Genomic DNA, 21,893 nt, shown 5'->3' on the forward strand with positions numbered 1-21,893 from the left:
CACGTGGTCGCCCGTACGGGTTTGGGGGATGCCCATTGTTTGTAATTGGTGCCCACATTGGGAATGGGCGACCACGTGGGATCGCCCGTAGGGGTTTGGGGGATGCCCATTGTTTGTAATTGGTGCCCACATTGGGAATGGGCGACCACGTGGGGTCGCCCGTACGGGTTTGGGGGATGCCCATTGTTTGTAATTGGTGCCCACATTGGGAATGGGCGACCACGTGGAGTCGCCCGTACGGGTTTGGGTGGATGCCCATTGTTTGTAATTGGTGCCCACATTGGGAATGGGCGACCACGTGGGGTCGCCCGTACGGGTTTGGGGGGCTCCACCACATCACAGAGCCCAAAGGGAGCCCGCATAGGCTTTATGTAAACAGCAGCCGTGTCTGTTTATGGGCTTCGCCTTGTTCAAGGTGCATGAGCGCGCCGAGTGCGGTGGCTTGGGGCACCTCCAGCATCTGTACGCGTTTGGCCGGATAAAGCTGCCGCAGCAACTGCATAAAAACGCCGTTGCGGGCGAAACCGCCATCTACATAAAAAAGAGATTCGTCCGTAGAAATGAGGTCAATCGATGTCTTCAGAATCGCCATCAGGCCGGCCATCAATGCCTGATAGGCATCGGCAGCGGTGGCAAATCCGCTGATGTCCCACGGCCGCGCGTCCTGCTCAGGGAAGGGTCCGGTGCCGGCCATGCAGGCAGGCTCAAAAGGGACTCCTGTGGTTACCGGCTCCGGTTTACTGATCGCTTTGTAAAAGTCCGGCGATACATTAAACTGTTTGGCAATCCGCTCAACCTGATAGTCATGCTCACGGCCGAAAAAGACACGGGAGGCCTTCGTCGCCTGCCCTTTGGGCGACATATAACTCAGGCAGTCACGGCGCAGCATGTCGGCCGACAGCGCTTTCCCGTCGACGGTGAGCTGGTTAAACGGATTCAGGTTAATGCACCAGGTTCCGGTCGAGAGCAGCATAAACGGCTCATCGCTCTGGAGCAGGTAAGGTACCAGGGCCGACGAACTGTCGTGTAGCCCTACGCCGATCATAATGCCATCCACCACCGAAGCGATGGAGTCGCGGGTCAGCGGGGCTAGTTTTTCATCGATACCCTCCCGGATTACCCAGTCGTGGTAACGGTCCTGACCGAAGTCCCAGAGTGCTGTGTGGCAGCCCACCGATGTATAATCGCTGAAGGTTTCGCCCGTGATCAGATACGACAGGTACTGCGGTAAATGCAGGGACGTCCGGATGTGGCGATACTGTTCAGGGCGTGCATATTTCAGCCAGTACAGTTGCAGGCCCGAGTTGAGCATGCCCAGCCGGGGCGAACAGGTGAGCGCAGCAAAGTCGTCGCGGTTTTCGGTCAGCGTGTCGTAAAACTGGTAGGCGAGTGCTTCCGGAAACGGTTTCAGGTAGTTATAGAGCGGTAAAACCGGTTTGCCGTCAGCGCCCAGGTGCACAAAACTGGCCCCGTAGGCGGTAAAATTGACTCCCTTCAGGGCGTAGTTCGGGTCGTTGCGGAGGGCTTCCCACGAGTCGAGTACCCAGCCGGTGAGCCGGTCAACGTCGTCGCAGGGGAAGCCATCCTCGTCCGTAATTTCCGGAAAAACCTCCTGCCGCTCTTCGACCACCTGCCGGGTTTCGTCGAAAAGGATGACCTTTTTGTTGGTCTTTCCGACGTCGAAGACGGCATAAATGGCTTTACGGCCACTGCCCTGGGCCGAAATCGGCGGTGTTTCCGTTTGCATCATAGTCCTGTCGCGATACTGAGCTTACCCCGTTTCTGAATCAGACCTTCGCGGATGTGAGCTGCCCTATACGCAGCGATCGGGTCAAGCGCACCGCCGGACTGACGCATGGCTTCGGCCACCAACGGGCGGACATCGGTCTGAAACGCGTCTTTCAGCAACTCTTCGGCTACCACCACGTCGTTGCCTTCCTGCGCCTGCGACAGCGCCACGCGGTTGACGAGCAGGGCTTTGGTATAGGTCGTCAGGATGCTCTGTACCGACTGAAGCAGGTCTTCGAGCGGGTCCTTGGTATTGTGGCTGGCGTCGATCATCCAGGCGAGGGACGGGTTCTTCACCGCCGGATCGGTCATGCCATCAACGAGTTCGTTGAAAATCAGGAAGAACTGGTACGGTTTGATGCTGCCGGTTGTCAGGTCATCGTCGCCGTACATCGATCCGTTGAAGTGGAAACCACCCAGCCGGCCGAAGTGCAGCAGGCGGCCAACGATCTGCTCGATGTTGGTATTAGGCAGGTGGTGGCCCAGATCGACGAGTACCTGCGCGTTCTGTCCAAGGTACTGGCAAAGCGAGTACGATGTCCCCCAGTCAGGGATAACCATCGAATAGAAATGCGGCTCGTAGGGTTTGTACTCAATCAGCATGGTCCAGTCGGCCGGCATGGATTCGTAAATCGATGCCAGCGATTCGGCGGTCCGCTGATAGGCGCGCCGGAAGTGCTGCTGGCCCGGGAAGTTGGATCCATCGGCAAGCCATACCGTCAGGGTTTTGGCATCCAGTGCTTTCCCGTAGTTAATACAGTCGATGTTATGCTGAATGGCCAGATTCCGGACACTGGCATCTGTGTGACACAGTGAACCGAATTTATAGGAGAACGGCTGATCCGGCTGATCCTGAAAGGTATTCGAGTTAACGGAGTCGATGGTCAGGCTGTTTTCGGCCAGTAGTTGCTGCAAGGCAGGTACATCTTTCGGGATATCCCACGGGATGTGCAGCGATATAGAGTCAGACGACCGGTTCAGCCGGTGAAGCAGGCCGATGTCCTCAATTTTTTCTTCGAGGTTACGGGGTTCGCCACCGGCCGGGAACCGGCCGAAACGGGTTCCGCCGGTTCCTAATGCCCAGCTGGGAATGGCTACCTGAAAAGCGGCTACCTGATCAATAATTTCCTGAACCGCAATGCCACGCCGGTCGAGCCACTCGGCCAGAAAGTTAAAGCGGAACTGGTGGTCGTCCTGCAGAGAATGGTTAAGTTCCTGAATGCGTTGTTCGGAGATCATATACGTTACTTCAAGTTTCAGGGTTAAAAAAATCCGTACGTCTATGCGTTTCAGGCAGCTGGCGCCAATCAGACTGTTGTGCTACAAATAAGCCCATTAGATAATCTAATGGGCTTACTACTAACCTACCTATGATGAAACTACATATTGAGAAGCAAGTTACGACCGGATTCTACTTAAACTCTTCTGGTCTCTCCTGCATTAATTCGGGATATTATAGGAATTACCCTTTTCGACCGGTGGGCCGTGCTACAAGCTGCCCCGGCGGATCATGTAAAACGGGTTTTTGACTTTAACCCGCTGTTTGTCCAGCAGCAGGGTGGCGGCTGTCCGGCCCATGTGTTCAAAGTCTGTGGTAATGACCGTAATGCCCAGCAGATCCTTCAGCGTGGTTTCGTTGAACGAAATCAGCCCGATTTCGCGACCCAGCAGAAAACTCGACTGGCGCACTTTCTTCACCAGCTCGGCCAGATCGGTTTCTTCGACGGTGACGTATGCCGTGGAGGCTTCGAGGGCTTCATCCATGGCATTTTCCTTGACGGCAAACTGCTTGTCATGGACAATACAGAACGACCGGAAGCCACGCGCAATTTCGTCGGGATAGTTGCCGTCGCTGGGCAGAATCAACACCATGCGTTTGTAGCGGTTCAACAGGTCCTGCGCTGTTTCGAGGGCATTAAAAATGTCTTTTTCAAAATTCTGAAACACACTCAGGCAATTGCCGGACAGATCAGGGATGTCTTTATCGAGCAGCACCAGCTCATTGGCCGGAATCATTTCGAGTACGTCCATGTAATTGGCTTTGTCGAGCTCCTGGGTAAAATGCGGCATTACCACGTAGTAGTTGTATTTGCCCAGATTTTTCTCGATGATGTCCTTAAAATGACGGGCGTTGTAGTGGTGAATCTGCAGGTCTACCGTTGCCCGGTCGCCGAGGGCGTTGATAAACGCGTAATAGATCAGCTTCTTATAGGAGCTGAGTTTATTGAAAATAAGCAGCACCTTCAGCTTGTTGGTGTCATTGGTCTGGATGTAATAGCCCTTCCCCTGCACCGATGTAATGTATCCGCGTTCCCGCAGCTCCCGATACGCTTTTTCGACCGTGTCACGGGCCAGATAATACTCCACACTTAATTCACTGATCGAAGGCAGCTGATCACCTTTTTTCAGTACCCCGCGCTCAATGTCCGTGATCACTGACTGTACAATCTGTTTGTACTTAGGGGTCTTGTCGAAGGGATTAAACTGAAGCTTATACATTCCGACTGATGGATTGTATGTATCGACAAAACCGACTGTCTGGTTCCGACTCCGACCTGTGTATGTTGGCTTGGCAATCATGGGTAGCTGAGTTCTGGATTTTTTGAGGATTTAGTTTTGCTGCACTGTTTTTTTGACGAAAATCAGATACCATAAGCTTACACAATTTGATGATTAAGTTGGCCGGTCCGGAGCCGGTTTATTTATGCAATCGTTATCGGGAACGTTGCCAAAAAAGCATAAAATTTAGATAAGGTTAAATAAAAGGGAGAAAAAGATAATAATGAGATAAAGACACGTGCTGTGTTTTGTAAGAATCATACAGGTTTATGGGAAAATAGTACAAGGTTAAATTGTATTTAAGCTAGGAGGGGTAAAAATGAGAAAAGCCCCCGCTCAGGCTCCGGAGAGCATGAGAAGGGGCTTGGGTTGGTTGTTGATATAGCTTACCGGACGAAGGCAACGGCTACACCACCGTCAACGTTCAGTACGTTACCGGTTGATTTGCCAAGGCTACCATCAACGAAAACGAGCACAGCTTTAGCGATATCTTCCGGCAGAATTTCTTCGTTCAACAGCGTCCGTTTGGCATAGTGAGCCGGCAGATCTTCCATGGCAATGCCATAGGCCTTTGCCCGGCCTTCGGCCCAGCCGCTTTCCCAGATTTTGCTGCCACGCAGTACGGCATCAGGGTTCACGGTGTTCACACGGATTTTCTCAGGCCCCAGTTCGGCAGCCAGCAACCGGCTCATGTGCAGCTGAGCGGCTTTGGCCGTTCCGTAGCCCACGTTGTTTGGTCCGGCAAAGAGGGCGTTTTTGCTGGCAATGTTCACAATATCGCCGTCCAGTTTTTGCTTGCGCAGGATTTCTACGGCTTTCTGCGTGACCAGGAACTGACCTTTCACCAGAACGTCCTGGAGGATGTCCCAGTCTTTTTCGGTATGGTCGGCTAGTGGCTTCGAAATCGACAGACCGGCGCAGTTGACGACGATGTCGACCCCGCCAAACTGCAATGCCGATTGCTTCAGCGACTCCGCAATAACGTCGGTACTGGTCACGTCAATGGCGGCGGTAATGGTGCTGTCTTTGCCGTATTGCCTGCGCAGTTCAGTCTGTACGTCGTCCAGCCGGTCGCGGTCGGCGGCAACCACACAAGCTCCGTTCTGTAGCAACACTTCGCAGATCGCCTTACCGATACCGCCCGTCCCGCCGGTTACGAACGCAATCCGGCCCGACAGTGATTTCGGCTTCGGCATACGCTGCAGCTTGGCTTCTTCGAGCAGCCAGTACTCAATATCAAACGCTTCCTGCTCTGGCAGGCCAACGTATTCTGAAACGGCCTCTGCGCCTTTCATAACGTTGATGGCATTGATGTAGAATTCGCTGGCGACGCGGGCCGTCTGCTTGTCTTTCGAGAAGGTAAACATACCCACCTGCGGCCACAGAATTACCACCGGATTCGGGTCGCGCATGGCCGGGCTGTTGTCATGTTTGCAACGCTCGTAATACGCCGCGTAGTCAGCGCGGTAGGCTTCAAACTGCTCAACAAGATACGTTTTAAGTTCTTCGGCTGATTTCAGTATCAGGGTATCGGCCGGTTCCAGCACCAGCGGCCGGATTTTCGTTCGCAGGAAGTGGTCAGGGCAGCTTGTTCCCAGCGGCGCCAGCTTATCCAGATCGTTTGAATTGACAAACTCCAGCACGCGGGCGTCGTCGGTAAAATGGCCCAGCATCCGGCGGTAGCTTGATGCTAAGCCGCGCAGCGTAGGAATCAGTTCAGCGGCGCGCGCCTTGCGGGTTTCAGCATCGGTGTTTTCCAGTTTCTGCCCGCCAAATACAGCACGTTTTTTGCCATAATTTGCGTTCAGGTATTCCGATGCCTGCTCGATTACTTCGAGCGTATTGATGTATGATTCGTACGAGGTACTGCCCCATGTAAACAAACCGTGGCCGCCGAGGATGATACCGCGCAGGTTTGGATTGTCGGTAACGGCTTTTTCCAGCTGCAGACCCAGATCGAATCCCGGGCGCTGCCACGGAATCCATGCTAGTTGGTCACCCCAGATTTCTTTCATAATCGTTTCGCCGTCCTTGCTGGCGGCAATGGCGATCAGGGCGTCCGGGTGCAGGTGGTCGATATGTTTGTAGGGCAACAGACCGTGCAGCGGGGTATCAATTGATGGTGCCGCACATTTCGGATCGAACAGACAGTGATTGAACAGCTCAACCATTTCATCTTCGAACTCGAGGCCGCGGTACCGGTTTTTCAGTGCCTTCAGGCGGTCGACGTACAGGTTGGCGCAACCGGCTTTGGTCAGGGTACCAATATCGCCGCCGGAGCCTTTTACCCACATCACCTCGACCGGCTGACCCGTCAGCGGATCGGTTTCGGTGATTTTAACCGAGGTGTTACCCCCTGCGTAGTTGGTCAGTCGCAGGTCTGCACCGAGCAGGTTTGAACGGTAAATGAATAAGTCGACTTCGTTGCCGGCCAGTTCGAGGGCTTTGGCTTCGTCCCACAGGTAGCTGACGTGACGAAAGGTTTGTGTTGTATGCATGCGACAATAATTATCGGTCAAAGTCCTGGTTTTTGGGCAAAGTACGGATGATTCCCGTAGTTGAGTATCATGTACTATCCTGTGATTAGTTATATTTTTCTGAAAAGTGCTTTAGCATACAGAGCCGTTACGGTACGGGTTGTAAGGCTGAAGACTGCCTTTTCAGAAAAAGCTGAGGTCATTACAGACATACTCTTTTCCTTAATACATAACTGGCTGAGAGTCAATTTGTGCTTTGTATTGTACTATTTTTCAGGAGAGAGCAGGAGAGTTGACCGGTATTTATAAACCAGATTTGTTGATGGTTGCCCGCAACCGGAAACCGGCGGCAACGTTTTGACACGGAATCATCAGTCACGAAAAAATAAAATAGTCAAATGGGAGTAATTTGGGGCGTCGTCCTGCACGCATTAGGAGGCTTTGCTTCCGGTAGTTTTTACCTTCCGTATCAAAAAGTAAAAGGCTGGTCCTGGGAGAGTTACTGGCTGACAGGCGGTATTTTTTCATGGGTAATTGCTCCGCTGGTGCTGGGATCTATTACAGTACCCGGCCTGTTTGATGTGCTGGCAAATGCACCGTCTGAAACCAAATGGTGGACATACTTCTGGGGTGTGCTCTGGGGGTTCGGTGGCTTAACGTTCGGACTGGCCATGCGTTATCTGGGGCTTTCGCTGGGTATGGCCGTGGCGCTTGGCCTGTGTGCGGTCTTCGGTACGCTGGTGCCGCCGATCTGGGCCGGTCAGTTTGGTCAGCTGGTCAGTACGACTTCAGGCCAGGTGATTGTGCTGGGCGTGGCGGTTTGTGTGCTGGGCATTTCGATCTGCGGGATTGCCGGTATGATGAAAGAAAAAGACTTGCCCGAGGAGGCAAAAAAAGCGAATATCGCGGAATTTGATCTGAGGAAAGGCCTGATGGTGGCCATCTTCTCGGGCGTGATGAGTGCCTGCTTCTCCTTTGGCCTGACGGCCGGTCAGCCGATTGCCGAGCTGGCGTTGCAGAATGGTACTGATCCGCTATATGCCAACAACGCCCCGCTGGTGATTGTGCTGCTGGGTGGCCTGACCACCAACGCTATCTGGACGATCTACCTCAACATCAAAAACAAGTCATATACCGACTATACCAACATCTCGACGCCGATTGTGGCCAATATCATTTTCTGCGCCCTGGCGGGTGTGACGTGGTACTTCCAGTTCTTTTTCTACGGCATGGGCGACAGCAAAATGGGCGAGTATCGCTTCTCGGGCTGGACGCTGCACATGGCCTTTATCATTGCCTTCAGCAGCTTCTGGGGTCTGTACCTGAACGAGTGGAAAGGCTCGAGCCGGTCGACGATGCGTACGATTTCGCTGGGGATTATGACCGTAGTGTTGTCGTCAGTCATTGTCGGTATCGGCAATTATTTAGCTGAGTAGGGGCGACCACGCGGGGTCGCCCTGCGTGGCGGTTCGAAGTAGGGGCGCCCCCACGTGGTCGCCCTGCGTGGCGGTTCGAAGTAGGGGCGATCCCACGTGGTCGCCCTGCGTGGCGGTTCGAAGTAGGGGCGATCCCACGTGGTCGCCCTGCATGGCGGTTCGAAGTAGGGGCGATCCCACGTGGTCGCCCTGCATGGCGGTTCGAAGTAGGGGCGATCCTACGTGGTCGCCCTGCATGGGGTCGTCAGTGCGGTGCTGCACAGGGTGGTGCCCTGTGTTACAGATACAGCCCCGTTGGGGGCAAAAGAAGGGGGAACGTAAAACGTTCCCCCTTCTTTTTTTGTCATATGTAGTCTCAATCTAGCGCTTTGGGCGACCACGAGACTTCGGGCGACCACGTGGGGTTGCCCCTACATGGCTAAACTACGTGGGGTTGCCCCTACATGGCTAAATTACGTGGGGTCGCCCCTACTCCCACTCGATGGTGGCCGGTGGTTTCGAGGAAATGTCGTATACGACGCGGTTGACGCCTTTGACCTTGTTGATGATCTCGTTCGAGATGTCGGCCAGGAAGGTGTATGGCAAATGCGCCCAGTCGGCGGTCATACCGTCGACACTGGTAACGGCCCGTAAGGCCACAACGCGCTCATACGTCCGTTCGTCGCCCATAACGCCTACCGACTGTACCGGAAGCAGAATCGCGCCTGCCTGCCAGACCTGATCGTAGAGGCCTTCACGCTTGAGACCGTTGATAAACAGCGCATCTACTTCCTGTAGGATCTGTACTTTTTCGGCCGTAATGTCGCCCAAAATCCGGATGGCTAAGCCCGGGCCCGGGAACGGGTGACGTTTCAGGATGTTGTCCGGCAGGCCTAACGTACGGCCTACCGCCCGGACTTCGTCCTTGAAGAGTGTATTCAGTGGCTCCACCACTTTCAGCTTCATGAAATCAGGCAGCCCCCCTACGTTGTGGTGCGACTTGATGGTGGCCGACGGGCCTTTTACCGATACCGACTCGATAACGTCCGGGTAGATTGTTCCCTGACCCAGCCAGACGACATCTTCAATCAGGTGAGATTCCTGATCAAACACATCGATAAAGGTTTTACCGATGGCTTTCCGTTTGGCTTCCGGATCGGTTAAGCCTTCCAGCGCATGGTAGAACTGGTCTTTTGAGTCGACACCTTTGATATTGAGACCAAGGTGTTTGTATGATTCGAGAACGTTTTCGTATTCGTCTTTGCGCAGGAGACCGTTATCGACGAAAATACAGAACAGGTTCTGACCGACGGCACGGTGTACGAGCATGGCTGCTACGGATGAATCGACACCACCCGACAGGGCCATAACCACTTTATCGTCGCCGAGTTTTTCTTTCAGGCCGGCAACGGTGCTTTCTACGAATGACGCTGATGTCCAGTCCTGTGAGCAACCGCAGATGTCGACCACAAAGTTTTGCAGCAGGTGTTTACCTTGCAGCGAATGGGTCACTTCAGGGTGGAACTGAATGCCGTAGGTCTGTTCGCCTTCTACCTGGAACGCGGCAACCCGTACCGATTCGGTCGAGGCAATGATCCGGAAGTTATCCGGAATCTGCGTGATGGTATCCCCGTGCGACATCCATACCTGCGAATGCTGGTCGATACCCTGCATCAGCGGGCTTTCCGCATCTACGGTACCTAATTTCGCACGACCATATTCACGGTGGGCGGAGGGCTGTACTTCGCCGCCGCTGGTATGGGCCAGTAACTGAGCCCCGTAGCAAACGCCTAAAACAGGTAGTTTGTGACGGAAAGCCGCCAGATGAACCATGGGGGCATCCTGGTCGCGTACAGAGCACGGACTGCCGGAAAGAATGATACCCTTAACCTCGGGCGTAATCGCAGGAATGTGATTGTAGGGATGAATCTCGCAGTAAACGTTCAGTTCGCGTACCCGGCGAGCAATGAGTTGGGTATATTGCGAACCGAAATCAAGAATCAGAATTTGTTCGGTTGCCATGACAGGTCTTCAAAACGCAAAGTTCTGCATTTTGAACGAGGTGGGCAAGTTATTTTTAAAAGTAGAGAAGAGAGAGGGTGGTTTAGCAGGGAGATAGTCATCAAAAGCAGTCGTATGAGGCGGGGTATCAAATCCCGTTCACCAGCCGCCCGTCCAGCGGCTACAAAAGGTCATTCAGGTACTTACGCGAACAAATCTGATACGGTAAAGGAAAAGTCTGGTAAAAGGGGAGATGCTGATATAACATCCTGCTCTTTATAGGCTTTTGACTCATCCGGCGATGTATAGGCAAAAATTTTCCGGCGTTTGGGAATAATGTACCAGACAAGTTTTGTGCCACCGTCAAAATAATCCTGTAATTTCTCCAATACGTCGTCATACGATTCTGATTCCGAAAGGATCTCAATCGCAAAAAACGTGTTTATCCGCTCTCCGCAACGTATTGCTTTATGTTGTTGGGCCGTGGTATAGGTTAAATCCGGAATCCGCTTCCGGACGTTGTCAATATATGAATCTCCTTCGGCCATAAGGGTATGGCCTGCTTCAAAAGCTTTCGTTCTGATAAATTTACGAGTCAGAAAATCGGCAATATAAAACTCTTCCTGTTTCATTGAGGGTTTAGGAATGATGCGTCCGCGGACAAACTCATAGCTGCCCTCATGAGGCTGTTGTTTCTCCCAGGCTTCAAACTCCTCAATCGTCCTCAGAAAAGTCGGGAATCCGGATGTGGCCGTCGTTATAATCATTACACTACCAAAACTGTTTGTAGTCAAATATATAAATAATAACGAGGGGGAGCAAGCAGCGTTAAGGTAACAGTTGGATAGAATGTCCTCGTGGATGAGTTCAAACACAAGAAAAGCTGCCTGCAAATCATTTCGCCTGCCAAAACCGTTATTTTTACGGCGCTGTTCGCCTGGTGCACCAGCGCCAGCCCACAACAAACAAACGGTTTTGATCCCTTGAACGTCCCTTTTTTTCTTGCCCGACGCATCCGTCATGCTCCTATCGCCAGCTTTTCGGCGACCGTCACCAAAGTTGGTATCGCCAGTATCGCCATTGGCTTGGGGGTAATGATTATTGCCTTTGCGGTTCTTTTTGGCTTTAAACAAACCATTGCGCAGAAAGTCTTTCTGTTTGGTGCGCATCTGCAGGTATCTAAATTTTCGCTCAACCGCTCCTACGAAGGCAGTCCGCTGCCGCTGCATACGAAGGTGTATGATCAGGCGGCCGGTATTCCCGGTGTGCGCCACATCCAGGCCGTGGCGATGAAAGCCGGTATCCTGAAAGCCCCCGACGAGCTGGCGGGTGTGGTCCTGAAAGGCGTGGGTACCGATTATGACTGGTCGATGCTGCAAGAGTCGCTGGTAGCGGGTCGTGTGCCTGATTTTTCGAAAGACACGGCCTATTCGACGGGTGTGCTACTCAGCAAAAAGATCGCGGATCAGCTGCGGCTGGAGACAGGCAGCCATGTGATTATGTATTTTCTGGGGGGCGAAACCAATGCCCCGCGCCCGCGTAAGCTGACTGTGTCGGGCATCTACGAAACAGGGCTGGAGGAGTTCGACAATACGGTGCTGATGGGCGATATCCGCATGATCCAGCGCCTGAACAACTGGGGAGCCGATACGGTCGCATCCTACGAAATTTTTGTCAAGGACTTCGATAAGCTCGATGACACCTACCGGCAGGTAATGAATGTAATCACTCCCGACATGCGCATCAGCAAGGTGACCGACAACTATCGGGCGCTGTTCGACTGGATGCTGATGATTGATACCAACACGGCCGTTTTTCTGGTCCTGATCCTGTTTGTGGCCAGTTTTAACATGGTCTCGGTACTCCTGGTGCTGATGATGGAACGCACGCCGATGATCGGACTCCTGAAAGCCTTTGGCGGCACCAACGGGCTGCTGCGGCGCATGTTTCTCTACGTCGGCCTGAACATGGTCGTGTGGGGGCTGGTGCTCGGCAACGTCATCGGTATCGGGCTTTGCTGGCTTCAGGACACCTTCCGGATCATTCCGCTCGATCCTAAAAATTACTACATGAGCTATGTGCCTATTGTCTGGAACTGGCCCTTTATTTTAGTCCTCAACATCGGTACGGTGCTGGTGATTGCGGCCGTACTGTGGTTGCCAACGTTTGTTATCAACCGCATCCAGCCAATTAAAGCCCTCGTATTTAAAGCCTGATGCTGCATACTTTTGTGCTGATCCGATGATTAACTTTGACTTTTCAAAGCTTCATCAGCATAAACACAATCATGAAACCATCGTATAACCATAAAATCCGGATTGTCACGGCGGCCTCGCTGTTCGACGGACACGACGCAGCCATCAACCTGATGCGCCGGCTCATGCAGGCATCCGGTGCCGAAATCATTCATCTGGGGCATAACCGGTCTGTGGCCGAAATCGTCGACTGTGCCATTCAGGAAGATGTACAGGGCATTGCCATTACCAGCTATCAGGGCGGACACCTTGAGTTTTTCAGGTATATGTATGACCTCCTGCACGAACGCGGGGCAGGGCATATAAAAATATTCGGCGGGGGCGGCGGAACGATTCTGCCTGCGGAGATTGCCGAACTTCACGCCTATGGGATCGCCCGCATTTATTCGCCCGACGACGGTCGGGAAATGGGACTTCAGGGCATGATCGACGATCTGCTGCAACAGTGTGATTATGCCCTGCCGCCGGCATCAGGCACACAGCCCATCAGCCGGGATGCCATTCCGAGACTGATTACTACCGCCGAAAATACTCCTGAACAGTTCACGCAGGTGTTTACCGCACCGGCCGGCAGTCAATCGGTGGTGTTAGGCATAACCGGCACAGGCGGGGCCGGGAAATCGTCGCTGGTGGATGAACTGGTACTGCGTTTTCTGCGAACCTATCCCGATAAGACGATGGCCATTATTTCGGTGGATCCGTCGAAGCGGAAAACCGGCGGGGCGTTGCTCGGCGACCGTATCCGTATGAACGCCATCCATCCGGTAGCGAGCGGCGGGCGGGTCTACATGCGCTCACTGGCTACGCGGCAGTCAAACCTGGCCCTGAGCCGGTATGTGCAGGATGCCGTTGATGTGTGTAAAGCGGCACATTTTGACCTGATTGTTGTGGAGACCTCGGGCATCGGGCAATCCGATACCGAAATCACGGAGCACGCCGATGTAAGCCTCTACGTGATGACGGCCGAATACGGGGCAGCTACCCAGCTCGAAAAAATCGACATGCTGGATTATGCCGACGTGATTGCCATCAATAAATTCGATAAGCGCGGTTCGCTGGATGCCCTGCGCGATGTCCGGAAACAGTATCGCCGCAATCATACCGACTGGACAACTGCCGATGAAGACCTGCCGATTATCGGTACGATTGCGGCTCAGTTCAACGATGCCGGCATGAATCAGCTCTTTACGGTCCTGATGCAGAAGGTAGGCTTTGGCGTCAAAGCAGGTGATCCTGTCGGTCAGGGTGGTACGGTATCGCAGCCGGTCATGCCCGCCGAACGGGTACGGTATCTGGCCGAAATCGTTGAAGAAAGCCGCCGGTACGATGCGCTGGTGCGTGATCAGGCAGCCATTGCCCGGCAGCTGTACCAGATAAATGGTACAATAAAGTCGCTGACGGAACCGGAACAGACATCACTCCGGGAAGCACTACAAGCTATTTATCATCAGCTTGAAGCCCGGTTATTGCCGGATTGCCGTGACCTGCTGAAACGCTGGCCGGAGATGCAGGCACAGTACACCGCTGACTTTTACGAATTTAAGGTACGGGACAAGATAATCCGGCAACCGCTGTTTACCGAAACGCTCTCGCACCTGCGCGTTCCGAAAGTCAGCCTGCCCAAATACCACGACTGGGGCGATGTGCTTCGCTGGCTGATGACCGAAAACGTACCGGGCGAGTTTCCGTATGCCGCCGGTGTGTTTCCGCTGAAGCGCGAAGGCGAAGACCCGACGCGGATGTTTGCCGGGGAAGGCGGGCCGGAGCGCACCAACCGCCGGTTCCACTACGTCTCGAAAGGCATGCCCGCCAAACGGCTCTCGACGGCCTTTGACTCGGTGACGCTCTACGGCGAAAATCCGGATTACCGGCCTGACATCTACGGCAAGGTCGGCAACTCAGGCGTGAACATCTGTACGCTGGATGACGCCAAAAAACTCTACAGTGGGTTCAATCTCTGCGATCCGGCCACGTCGGTGTCGATGACCATCAACGGGCCCGCGCCGATGTTGCTGGGCTTTTTCCTGAATGCGGCCATTGATCAGCAGTGCGAACGCTATATCCGACAGCATAACCTGCCACTCCCGCAACAGGCAGGAGGCCAACCAGCCTATAACGGAGAACTGCCCGACGGCAACGACGGTCTTGGCCTGCTGTTGCTCGGCACTACCGGCGACAAGGTGCTGCCCCGCGATGTTTACGAAAAAATCAAAGCCGATACGCTCCGGCGGGTACGGGGTACGGTGCAGGCCGATATTCTCAAGGAAGATCAGGCGCAGAATACCTGTATTTTCTCGACCGAATTTGCCCTCCGCATGATGGGCGATATTCAGGCCTATTTCATTGAACAGCAGGTGCGTAACTTTTATTCGGTGTCGATTTCCGGCTATCACATTGCCGAGGCCGGTGCCAATCCGGTTTCGCAGCTGGCCTTTACGCTCTCCAACGGCTTTACGTTTGTCGAATATTACCTGAGCCGCGGGATGCATATCGACGATTTTGCCCCGAACCTGTCGTTCTTTTTCTCCAATGGCATGGACCCCGAATATACGGTGCTGGGCCGGGTGGCGCGGCGCATCTGGGCTAAGGCCATGAAACACAAATACGGGGCCAACGACCGGTCGCAGAAACTGAAATACCACATCCAGACATCGGGCCGGAGCCTGCACGCGCAGGAGATTGCCTTCAACGATATCCGGACCACCTTACAGGCACTGCTGGCCATTTATGACAACTGCAATTCGCTGCATACCAACGCCTATGACGAAGCCATTACCACACCGACCGAAGAATCGGTGCGGCGGGCAATGGCGATCCAGCTGGTGATTAACCGCGAGTTCGGGCTGACCAAAAACGAAAACCCGCTCCAAGGGTCGTTTGTGGTCGAAGAACTGACGGACCTTGTGGAAGAAGCAGTGTATCAGGAATTTCTGTCGCTCAATGAGCGAGGCGGTGTATTGGGTGCGATGGAACGGATGTACCAGCGGAGTAAGATTCAGGAAGAGTCGATGTATTACGAAACGCTGAAACACAACGGGCAACTGCCGATTATCGGGGTGAATACCTTCCTGGATCCGGCCGGCTCACCGACGATTGTACCGGCTGAGGTAATTCGTTCGACCACGGAGGAAAAAACGTTTCAGGTAGAGGCATGCCGGGCGTATGAAGAGCGGCACCGCGATGAAGCCGTAACGGCACTCTCGGTTCTGCAACAGACGGCGCTCGAAAACGGCAATGTCTTCGCCGCGCTGATGGAGGCGACGAAGGTCTGTACGCTCGGCCAGTTATCGAATGCGCTGTATGCGGTCGGCGGGCAATACCGGCGGAACATGTAGCGTAAAAACAAATCGGGAACCGGTTTTGTACCGGTTCCCGATTTGTGACTACTTACCCTTTATTTAATTTTCGAATAATCGGTTGGGGTCATATAGGTTGATTCGACTTTCACCGTCAGCGAACCGTTCTTTTCGGATTCGCCTTTGGCTTTCACCCAGTCCGGATCGGCCCGGAAGGCTTTGAAAGCGGCTTCACCCGCAGCTGCACTTGGGTGCGCCAGCAGATACACCAACCGTGGCTGACCCGAATCGTCGGGTTTGGTTGGGTCGGTGGTGATCCAGTAGGCAATGTTTTCCATACCGTGCTTTTTAAACAGCTTCATCGTATGGTTTTCGAAGCGCGACAGCAGGTCCGGGAGCTTGCCGGGGCTTGCCGTATAGGTCCGTAGTTCAAACGTACGGTTCGGCGTTTTCTCCTTTAATTTCAGCTTGGGCGAGTGCTCCCATTCGGTCATAAATACCTGATCGACTTTTGACACCAGACGGCCGTTGGCTTCGGTTTTGGCCACAACGGCCTTCCATTCCGGATCGGCTCCGAAGGCTTTCCAGGAAGCGTCGCGGGCTTCGCGGCTCGGGTAAGCCAGGATGTAAATGATTTCGTGGCGGCTGGTATCGGTTGGCAGCCAGTATCCGATGTTTTCCATGCCGTGTTTCTCGAAAATCTTAGTCGTGTACTGCCGGAAGCGGTCAACGATGGCGTCGAATTTGCCGGGAGCAGCGTGATACACACGGATTTCGTAAAACTTAGACGTAGCGGCCGGGCGTTCTGGCCGGGGCTTCGCGAACAGCGTTTGCGCGCCCAGCGCTGCCCCGAGGCATACGGTGAGCAGGATCGACTTGGTAAGGTTCATGTATTCTTCTGACTAGTAAAGCTGACGGAATAGCGTCAATGTGCTAAAATAAGCGAAAAAAGGGCATTTTTTACTGTCTTCTTTTTTCAGGAGCCTTCTTGAATTATTGTCGGACAACGATACGTAATTTCATACTATTCCTTACTTTTATGCAGTAACTGAGCCCCTTAACCATGCATAAACGTACCTTTTTAAAACTCTCTTCTGCCATGCTGGCAGCACCACTACTTTCCCCCTTATCGGCCTGGAGTGCCGGCGAAAAACTAAAAAACTGGGCCGGTAACCTGACCTACAGTACCGACCGGCTGACAGCTGCAAAATCGCTTGATCAGGCGAAGGTGTTTGTGAAACAGCATGCTAAGTTTAAGGTGCTGGGTACACGCCACTGCTTCAATATCATTGCCGATACGTCGACCGAACTGCTGTCGCTGAAAGACCTGCATGAGGTAATTTCGCTGGATGCAAAGGCTAAAAAAGTAACGATCCAGGCAGGGATGAATTACGGACAGTTGTCGCCGTATCTGCACGGCAAGGGGTTCGCGGTTCATAACCTGGCCTCGCTGCCGCATATTTCGGTGGCCGGTGCCTGTGCTACTGCGACTCATGGATCGGGGAATAAAAACGGCAATCTGGCTACGGCGGTTTCCGGTCTCGAACTGATCAATGCCAAGGGCGATGTTATTCAGCTATCCAAAGAAAAAGACGGCGATACGTTCAACGGAGCCGTAGTCAACCTCGGTGCACTGGGGGTAATTACCAAAGTGACGCTTGACATTGAACCGACGTTTTCGGTACGTCAGTATGTGTACGAAAACCTGCCGCTGGATCAGCTGAAGGCCCATTTTGACGACATTACCGGAAGTGCCTACAGCGTCAGCCTCTTTACGGACTGGAAAAACAAGCGGTTCAACGAGGTATGGATCAAGAGCCGCGTTGGCAAGGACAAGCCATTTGAGGCGAAGGCTGAGTTTTACGGGGCCAAAAAATCGGCAAAGAACCTGCATCCGATAGCCGAACTGTCGGCCGAAAACTGTACGGAGCAGCTGGGCATAGCCGGCCCGTGGTTTGAGCGGCTACCGCACTTTAAGATGGGCTTTACGCCAAGTAGCGGCAAGGAATTACAGTCCGAGTATTTTGTGCCGAGACGGAACGCGGTTGATGCGATTCTGGCGGTAGAGCGCCTGCACGCCCAAATCAGCCCGCACCTGATGATCACCGAAATCCGGACGATTGCGGCCGATACGCTCTGGATGAGCCCTTGCTATAAACAGGACAGCGTGGCCATTCACTTTACTTGGCAGCAGGATTGGCCGGCCGTCAGCAAGGTGCTGCCGCAGATCGAAAAGGCGCTGGCACCGTATAACGTGCGCCCGCACTGGGGGAAACTCTTCAGCATTGCGCCGTCGGTACTGCAATCCCGCTACGAGCGTCTGGACGATTTCAAAAAACTGGTTGAAACCTACGACCCGCAAGGTAAATTCCGCAACGATTTCTTAAGTAAGAACCTGTACGGCAAATGATTTTCCGTTCGTGATATTTGTCACGGAATCACGGGAGTAGGGATGCTAGTTTTACGGCATCATTTAAACACGTACGACCATGATGAATCTATTGAAATCCGTATTCGGTGGTGGATCTGACAATACAAAAATCGGCGAGGTAATCGCGCAGGGGGGCGTTATTATTGATGTTCGTTCAGCCGGAGAGTTTGCCGGTGGCCATGCCAAAGGGGCGGTAAATATTCCGCTCGATCAGCTGGAAGCTAAACTTGGCAAAATAAAAGCCTACCAGAAACCCATTGTTCTGTGTTGTGCATCCGGCATGCGCAGTGCCCGTGCCAAAGGATTTCTGACCAGCCAGGGCATCACCGACCTGTACGACGCCGGTAGCTGGCGGAATATTTAAAGAGCGAAAGAGTGGCCGACGCGCTGTCAAAGAGTGAAAGAGTGGCCGCCGCTGCGGCAAAAGAGCGAAAGAGCGAGTGGTGGCACGACCGCCAGGCGGCCCTGTTAGAGTCGTGCCACCACTTTTTTATGCCAGTCGGGAACTTAAACGGCCCGCTGCCGCCTTGCATCCAGCAACTGTGTTAGTGCGGCAGTTTGTCGCGCAGCAGGCCATAGGTCCACGTACCGGCGATGGCGCTCAGGAGCGTAGCGATCACTACCACATAGCCGCTGCCGATCTGGGCAAACAACGGACCCGGACAGGCGCCCGTGATAGCCCAGCCCAGACCGAACATCAGTCCGCCGAAAATCTGCCCGCGGTTGAATTTCTTGGGATGAAACTGCACGGTCTCGCCGGACAAAGTCTTGATATTGAATTTTTTAATAAGATAAACTGAAAGCATCCCCACGATAACGGCTGAACCAATCACGCCGTACATGTGGAAGCTTTGCAGGCGGAACATTTCCTGAATCCGGAACCAGGAAATGATTTCGGCTTTCACAAACACAATTCCGAACATAATGCCGACCACCATGTATTTTACGTTTGCAAAAATGCTTTCTTTTTTCGCCATGTCGTTGGGTGCGTCGCACACCATCGGCTCCGGAAATTCTACTTTCTGCATGTTATGAGGCGTTTAAAACAGGTTGAAAATGTACGGTAAAAGCAGGTGTGTCATCGTGAAACCACCAATCATAAAGCAGCAGGTGGCAATCAGAGAGGGCCATTGCAGCGTCGAAAGGCCCATAATCGCGTGTCCCGACGTACAGCCCCCGGCCCAGCGCGTCCCGAAGCCGACCAGAAACCCGCCAACGATAAAGAAGATAAACCCTTTTAGTGTAAAGAGGTTCGAGACCTCAAACAGATCAGTCGGCATTAGCCCTGCAAAGTCTTTGATACCAAGCGCTTTCAGATCAGCCACCGTGTCCGGAGAGAGCACCAGATCATTCGGGTTCGCCAGAAAATTGGTGGCCAGGATGCCGCCGATAAATATCCCGAATACGAAAACCAGGTTCCAGATTTCTTTTTTCCAGTCGTAGTTAAAAAACGAAATATTGGCCGGTATACAGGCCGCACAGATATGCCGCAGTGACGAGGAAATGCCAAAAGACTTATTGCCGATCAGCAACAGCGTCGGAACGGTCAGGCCGATAAGTGGGCCGGCAACGTACCACGGCCAGGGCCGACGAACTAACTCTAAAAAATCCATAGGGAAAGTTGTTTATTAAAAATGAAAATTGGCTATTGCGTTTAGTTGGGTCATACTCACCTTATTAATGATGTACCGGTCTGAAATGACCGGCGAATTGAGAGGATCTTTCCGGACCAGAAGTAATTGTACATCAAGTCCTTTCCATAACCCGGTAAACTGGTAAGTGGTTCCTAAATTAACCTGTATGTAAGCAGGAAGGCCATATTTATTGAGCGTATAATCCGTCACGTCCGGCAGGTGGTAATACCCGGTGCCAAGATCAACTTTCAGATTCTTGACGGGGGAATAGCGGATATTGGCAGTAAAGGCAGTGGTGTTGCCGGTCCCTTCATTGCGTTCACGAAACATAAAGGTGTATAACGGCTCGCGTCCCCATTCGCGGGGCATCAGCAACCGCCCGGCGGCCGTAATGCGGGTGGCATTCAGGTTAACAAGCCAGTGCGGACGCTGGTATTCGATCCGGCCGGAGACAAAGCCGGCCGTGGCGCCCGGTGTAATATATGTTTGAGTAATCACCTCGCTGCCGCCATTGCGAATCGCCTCTTCGTAGCCACCCATAAGGCCGGCCATCCAGTAAGCAGGGCTTGTCTGCGACGAACGCCATTCGGCATTGCCATACAGCAGGTTAAAGACATTCGGGACATAGGTGTTCCAGAGCTGCAGCGAAAGGGGGCCTGCCTTCCGCGTCAGACCAGCCTGAAGAATACCGCTCGTCCGGATGTGGCCGGCATACTGCGAGGGTTTGCCATTCAGGTCAACGCCAACCGGATACTGCCCGATGCTTTCCCCAACCGTAAACCAGCGTACGGTCGAGCGAGGCGAAATACCGAAGATATACTCAAGCTGAAAGCGGGTGTTTTTCCACTCATTCCATTCCAGCACCGCCGCTTCAGTCAGGGTTGGTCGCATCCGGCCATCCTGCGGATTAATAAACGGCGAGTGGGGGAGCTGACGGCCAACGGTCAGTTTAGACTGATGACCGATGTAAATACGCGCATAGAGTTCTTCCAGCCGGTCGAGATCGCGCCGGTTGTTCGGGTCGGCCAGGTTAAACAGACCGACTTCGTAGCGGCTGGTCTGATTGGTTTTCGGGTCGCGGGCTGCCAGGTCCGACGACAGGGCATTGAACGTAAAAAAGCCGCTGATACCCAGTTCGACATGCTTGAAAAGCCGGGGGGTGTGGTAGCTGATACCGGCCCCGATACCGAGGGCGTGGAAATCGGTCAAACCCGGTTTGTTGTCGGTAGCCATGAAATAGGAGCGGACATGGCCAGAGAAAATTCCTTTTTTCAGCAAGCGGGCCATCGCTTTAGCCGAGTCTGCCGGTACCGGCTGATCCTCAGGAACGAGTCCGTCCGTTTCCGAAGAAAAGCCCGTGCCGGCAGCACTGTACATTATTAATAAAATCAGTAAAAAATGCCTTGACATGGTGACAGGTTGAATCATTTACCTGACAAAACTAGACCGACATTTCCCCCCTTTCCGTGACAATAGTTACAAAGGCTGGCATTCTTAATCGAATTCGGTAATGGCGACCACTATAGTTGGTTCCATTGTGACCTGAGACCGCACGGAATTGGTGATCAGACAGTGGCGTTCGGCTTTAAGCAGGACGCGTCGGGCCTTTTCGATGTCGCTGTCGTGTAACACCACCACTTTCGGGAAGAGGTGCACCGCCGAGATCATCAACCCGTTTTCGGTCTCTTCGAGTTTACCGGTGGCGCGGCAGTCGAAGTCCGAAAAGTCGAGTTTCGAATTTTCGGCGATGGCCAGGAAGGTGGTCATGAAACAGCCGGATACCGCCGCCACCAGCAGGTGCTCGGGCGACCAGACACCCGGCATGCCTTTGGCAAATTCCGGTGGGGTGGCAACCTCAATGGTATCGGTCAGGGCCGGTGAGCTTAGCTGACCGAGGCGGGCATACTGCCAGCCAAGATGTACGTCGTAATAATGCGGTGTCATGGTTGTATTGGTTTATGGCTGGCCACAAAAGCACAAAGAACCAGAGGTGCACAACGATTTCGGGTCTTTGTGTTACGTCAGGTCTTGGTGTCT

16 protein-coding genes are annotated in these 21,893 nt (G+C 53.4%); 5 read left to right on the forward strand and 11 right to left on the reverse strand.

Annotation, left to right across the window (positions count from 1 at the left end; translation table 11 throughout):
- Positions 1 to 367: 367 nt before the first annotated feature.
- The 4 genes from BLX24_RS15025 to BLX24_RS15040 all read right to left on the reverse strand — a co-directional run bounded on the left by BLX24_RS15025 (position 368) and on the right by BLX24_RS15040 (position 6,845).
- Complete coding sequence (locus BLX24_RS15025; RefSeq protein ID WP_229201813.1) at positions 368 to 1,750, reverse strand: FGGY-family carbohydrate kinase; 1,383 nt, start codon at positions 1,748 to 1,750, stop codon at positions 368 to 370.
- Positions 1,747 to 3,027 carry a sugar isomerase gene (locus BLX24_RS15030; protein ID WP_071503974.1) on the reverse strand — a complete coding sequence of 427 codons (1,281 nt, stop codon included), beginning with the start codon at positions 3,025 to 3,027 and terminating at the stop codon, positions 1,747 to 1,749. The genes BLX24_RS15025 and BLX24_RS15030 overlap by 4 nt, the downstream gene beginning before the upstream one ends.
- Before the next feature lie 249 nt (positions 3,028 to 3,276).
- On the reverse strand, positions 3,277 to 4,287 hold the full coding sequence (locus BLX24_RS15035; RefSeq protein WP_229201814.1) for a GntR family transcriptional regulator: 1,011 nt from the start codon (positions 4,285 to 4,287) through the stop codon (positions 3,277 to 3,279).
- A 446-nt stretch (positions 4,288 to 4,733) separates the two neighbouring features.
- Positions 4,734 to 6,845: a bifunctional aldolase/short-chain dehydrogenase gene (locus BLX24_RS15040; RefSeq protein WP_071503976.1), complete on the reverse strand. Its 2,112-nt coding sequence runs from the start codon at positions 6,843 to 6,845 to the stop codon at positions 4,734 to 4,736.
- Positions 6,846 to 7,222: 377 nt separating this feature from the next.
- Here BLX24_RS15040 and rhaT point away from each other — a divergent pair, with 377 nt between their 5' ends.
- Complete coding sequence (gene rhaT, locus BLX24_RS15045; RefSeq protein WP_071503977.1) at positions 7,223 to 8,260, forward strand: L-rhamnose/proton symporter RhaT; 1,038 nt, start codon at positions 7,223 to 7,225, stop codon at positions 8,258 to 8,260.
- A gap of 468 nt (positions 8,261 to 8,728) precedes the next feature.
- On the opposite strand, the gene guaA is transcribed toward rhaT, so the two are convergent.
- Both guaA and BLX24_RS33995 read right to left on the reverse strand, forming a co-directional pair.
- Complete coding sequence (gene guaA / locus BLX24_RS15055; RefSeq protein WP_071503979.1) at positions 8,729 to 10,261, reverse strand: glutamine-hydrolyzing GMP synthase; 1,533 nt, start codon at positions 10,259 to 10,261, stop codon at positions 8,729 to 8,731.
- A 182-nt stretch (positions 10,262 to 10,443) separates the two neighbouring features.
- Complete coding sequence (locus tag BLX24_RS33995) at positions 10,444 to 11,409, reverse strand: Uma2 family endonuclease (RefSeq protein WP_310590780.1); 966 nt, start codon at positions 11,407 to 11,409, stop codon at positions 10,444 to 10,446.
- Between BLX24_RS33995 and BLX24_RS15065 the strand changes: the two genes are divergently transcribed.
- The gene (locus tag BLX24_RS15065; RefSeq protein ID WP_310590781.1) at positions 11,335 to 12,456 is read left to right on the forward strand and encodes an ABC transporter permease; all 1,122 of its coding nucleotides are present in this window, start codon (positions 11,335 to 11,337) and stop codon (positions 12,454 to 12,456) included. The two genes, BLX24_RS33995 and BLX24_RS15065, sit on opposite strands and share 75 nt — an antisense overlap.
- A 71-nt stretch (positions 12,457 to 12,527) precedes the next feature.
- Positions 12,528 to 15,830 carry a methylmalonyl-CoA mutase family protein gene (locus tag BLX24_RS15070; protein ID WP_071503981.1) on the forward strand — a complete coding sequence of 1,101 codons (3,303 nt, stop codon included), beginning with the start codon at positions 12,528 to 12,530 and terminating at the stop codon, positions 15,828 to 15,830.
- Between the two features lie 59 nt (positions 15,831 to 15,889).
- Here BLX24_RS15070 and BLX24_RS15075 read toward each other — a convergent pair whose 3' ends face one another.
- A complete protein-coding gene (locus BLX24_RS15075; protein ID WP_071503982.1) occupies positions 15,890 to 16,681 on the reverse strand; it encodes an NIPSNAP family protein in 792 nt (263 codons plus the stop codon).
- A 173-nt stretch (positions 16,682 to 16,854) separates the two neighbouring features.
- Here BLX24_RS15075 and BLX24_RS15080 point away from each other — a divergent pair, with 173 nt between their 5' ends.
- Positions 16,855 to 18,201, forward strand: a complete 1,347-nt coding sequence (locus tag BLX24_RS15080; protein WP_071503983.1) for a D-arabinono-1,4-lactone oxidase — start codon at positions 16,855 to 16,857, stop codon at positions 18,199 to 18,201.
- A 79-nt stretch (positions 18,202 to 18,280) separates the two neighbouring features.
- Entirely contained in the window at positions 18,281 to 18,586 is a 306-nt protein-coding gene (locus BLX24_RS15085) for a rhodanese-like domain-containing protein (RefSeq protein ID WP_071503984.1), read from the forward strand.
- 181 nt (positions 18,587 to 18,767) lie between these two features.
- Here the strand turns inward: BLX24_RS15085 and BLX24_RS15090 are convergent, their stop codons facing one another.
- The 4 genes from BLX24_RS15090 to BLX24_RS15105 all read right to left on the reverse strand — a co-directional run bounded on the left by BLX24_RS15090 (position 18,768) and on the right by BLX24_RS15105 (position 21,800).
- A complete protein-coding gene (locus BLX24_RS15090) occupies positions 18,768 to 19,250 on the reverse strand; it encodes a DUF6691 family protein (protein WP_071503985.1) in 483 nt (160 codons plus the stop codon).
- A gap of 12 nt (positions 19,251 to 19,262) precedes the next feature.
- Positions 19,263 to 19,835, reverse strand: coding sequence for a YeeE/YedE family protein (locus BLX24_RS15095; protein WP_071503986.1), 573 nt, complete (start codon positions 19,833 to 19,835; stop codon positions 19,263 to 19,265).
- Positions 19,836 to 19,850: 15 nt separating this feature from the next.
- Positions 19,851 to 21,233 carry a hypothetical protein gene (locus BLX24_RS15100; RefSeq protein ID WP_083421999.1) on the reverse strand — a complete coding sequence of 461 codons (1,383 nt, stop codon included), beginning with the start codon at positions 21,231 to 21,233 and terminating at the stop codon, positions 19,851 to 19,853.
- 117 nt (positions 21,234 to 21,350) lie between these two features.
- Entirely contained in the window at positions 21,351 to 21,800 is a 450-nt protein-coding gene (locus tag BLX24_RS15105; protein WP_071503987.1) for an OsmC family protein, read from the reverse strand.
- Positions 21,801 to 21,893: the final 93 nt, after the last annotated feature.

Origin of the sequence: Arsenicibacter rosenii (genome assembly GCF_001870735.1) — a bacterium.
Taxonomy (GTDB): domain Bacteria; phylum Bacteroidota; class Bacteroidia; order Cytophagales; family Spirosomataceae; genus Arsenicibacter; species Arsenicibacter rosenii.

Excerpts from the sequence above, each read along its gene's own strand:
- BLX24_RS15025 (WP_229201813.1), bottom strand. The coding sequence starts at position 1,750 with ATGATGCAAACGGAAACACCGCCGATTTCGGCCCAGGGCAGTGGCCGT.
- BLX24_RS15030 (WP_071503974.1), bottom strand. The coding sequence starts at position 3,027 with ATGATCTCCGAACAACGCATTCAGGAACTTAACCATTCTCTGCAGGAC.
- BLX24_RS15035 (WP_229201814.1), bottom strand. The coding sequence starts at position 4,287 with ATGTATAAGCTTCAGTTTAATCCCTTCGACAAGACCCCTAAGTACAAA.
- BLX24_RS15040 (WP_071503976.1), bottom strand. The coding sequence starts at position 6,845 with ATGCATACAACACAAACCTTTCGTCACGTCAGCTACCTGTGGGACGAA.
- rhaT (WP_071503977.1), top strand. The coding sequence starts at position 7,223 with ATGGGAGTAATTTGGGGCGTCGTCCTGCACGCATTAGGAGGCTTTGCT.
- guaA (WP_071503979.1), bottom strand. The coding sequence starts at position 10,261 with ATGGCAACCGAACAAATTCTGATTCTTGATTTCGGTTCGCAATATACC.
- BLX24_RS15065 (WP_310590781.1), top strand. The coding sequence starts at position 11,335 with ATGATTATTGCCTTTGCGGTTCTTTTTGGCTTTAAACAAACCATTGCG.
- BLX24_RS33995 (WP_310590780.1), bottom strand. The coding sequence starts at position 11,409 with ATGCGCACCAAACAGAAAGACTTTCTGCGCAATGGTTTGTTTAAAGCC.
- BLX24_RS15070 (WP_071503981.1), top strand. The coding sequence starts at position 12,528 with ATGAAACCATCGTATAACCATAAAATCCGGATTGTCACGGCGGCCTCG.
- BLX24_RS15075 (WP_071503982.1), bottom strand. The coding sequence starts at position 16,681 with ATGAACCTTACCAAGTCGATCCTGCTCACCGTATGCCTCGGGGCAGCG.
- BLX24_RS15080 (WP_071503983.1), top strand. The coding sequence starts at position 16,855 with ATGCATAAACGTACCTTTTTAAAACTCTCTTCTGCCATGCTGGCAGCA.
- BLX24_RS15085 (WP_071503984.1), top strand. The coding sequence starts at position 18,281 with ATGATGAATCTATTGAAATCCGTATTCGGTGGTGGATCTGACAATACA.
- BLX24_RS15090 (WP_071503985.1), bottom strand. The coding sequence starts at position 19,250 with ATGCAGAAAGTAGAATTTCCGGAGCCGATGGTGTGCGACGCACCCAAC.
- BLX24_RS15095 (WP_071503986.1), bottom strand. The coding sequence starts at position 19,835 with ATGGATTTTTTAGAGTTAGTTCGTCGGCCCTGGCCGTGGTACGTTGCC.
- BLX24_RS15100 (WP_083421999.1), bottom strand. The coding sequence starts at position 21,233 with ATGTACAGTGCTGCCGGCACGGGCTTTTCTTCGGAAACGGACGGACTC.
- BLX24_RS15105 (WP_071503987.1), bottom strand. The coding sequence starts at position 21,800 with ATGACACCGCATTATTACGACGTACATCTTGGCTGGCAGTATGCCCGC.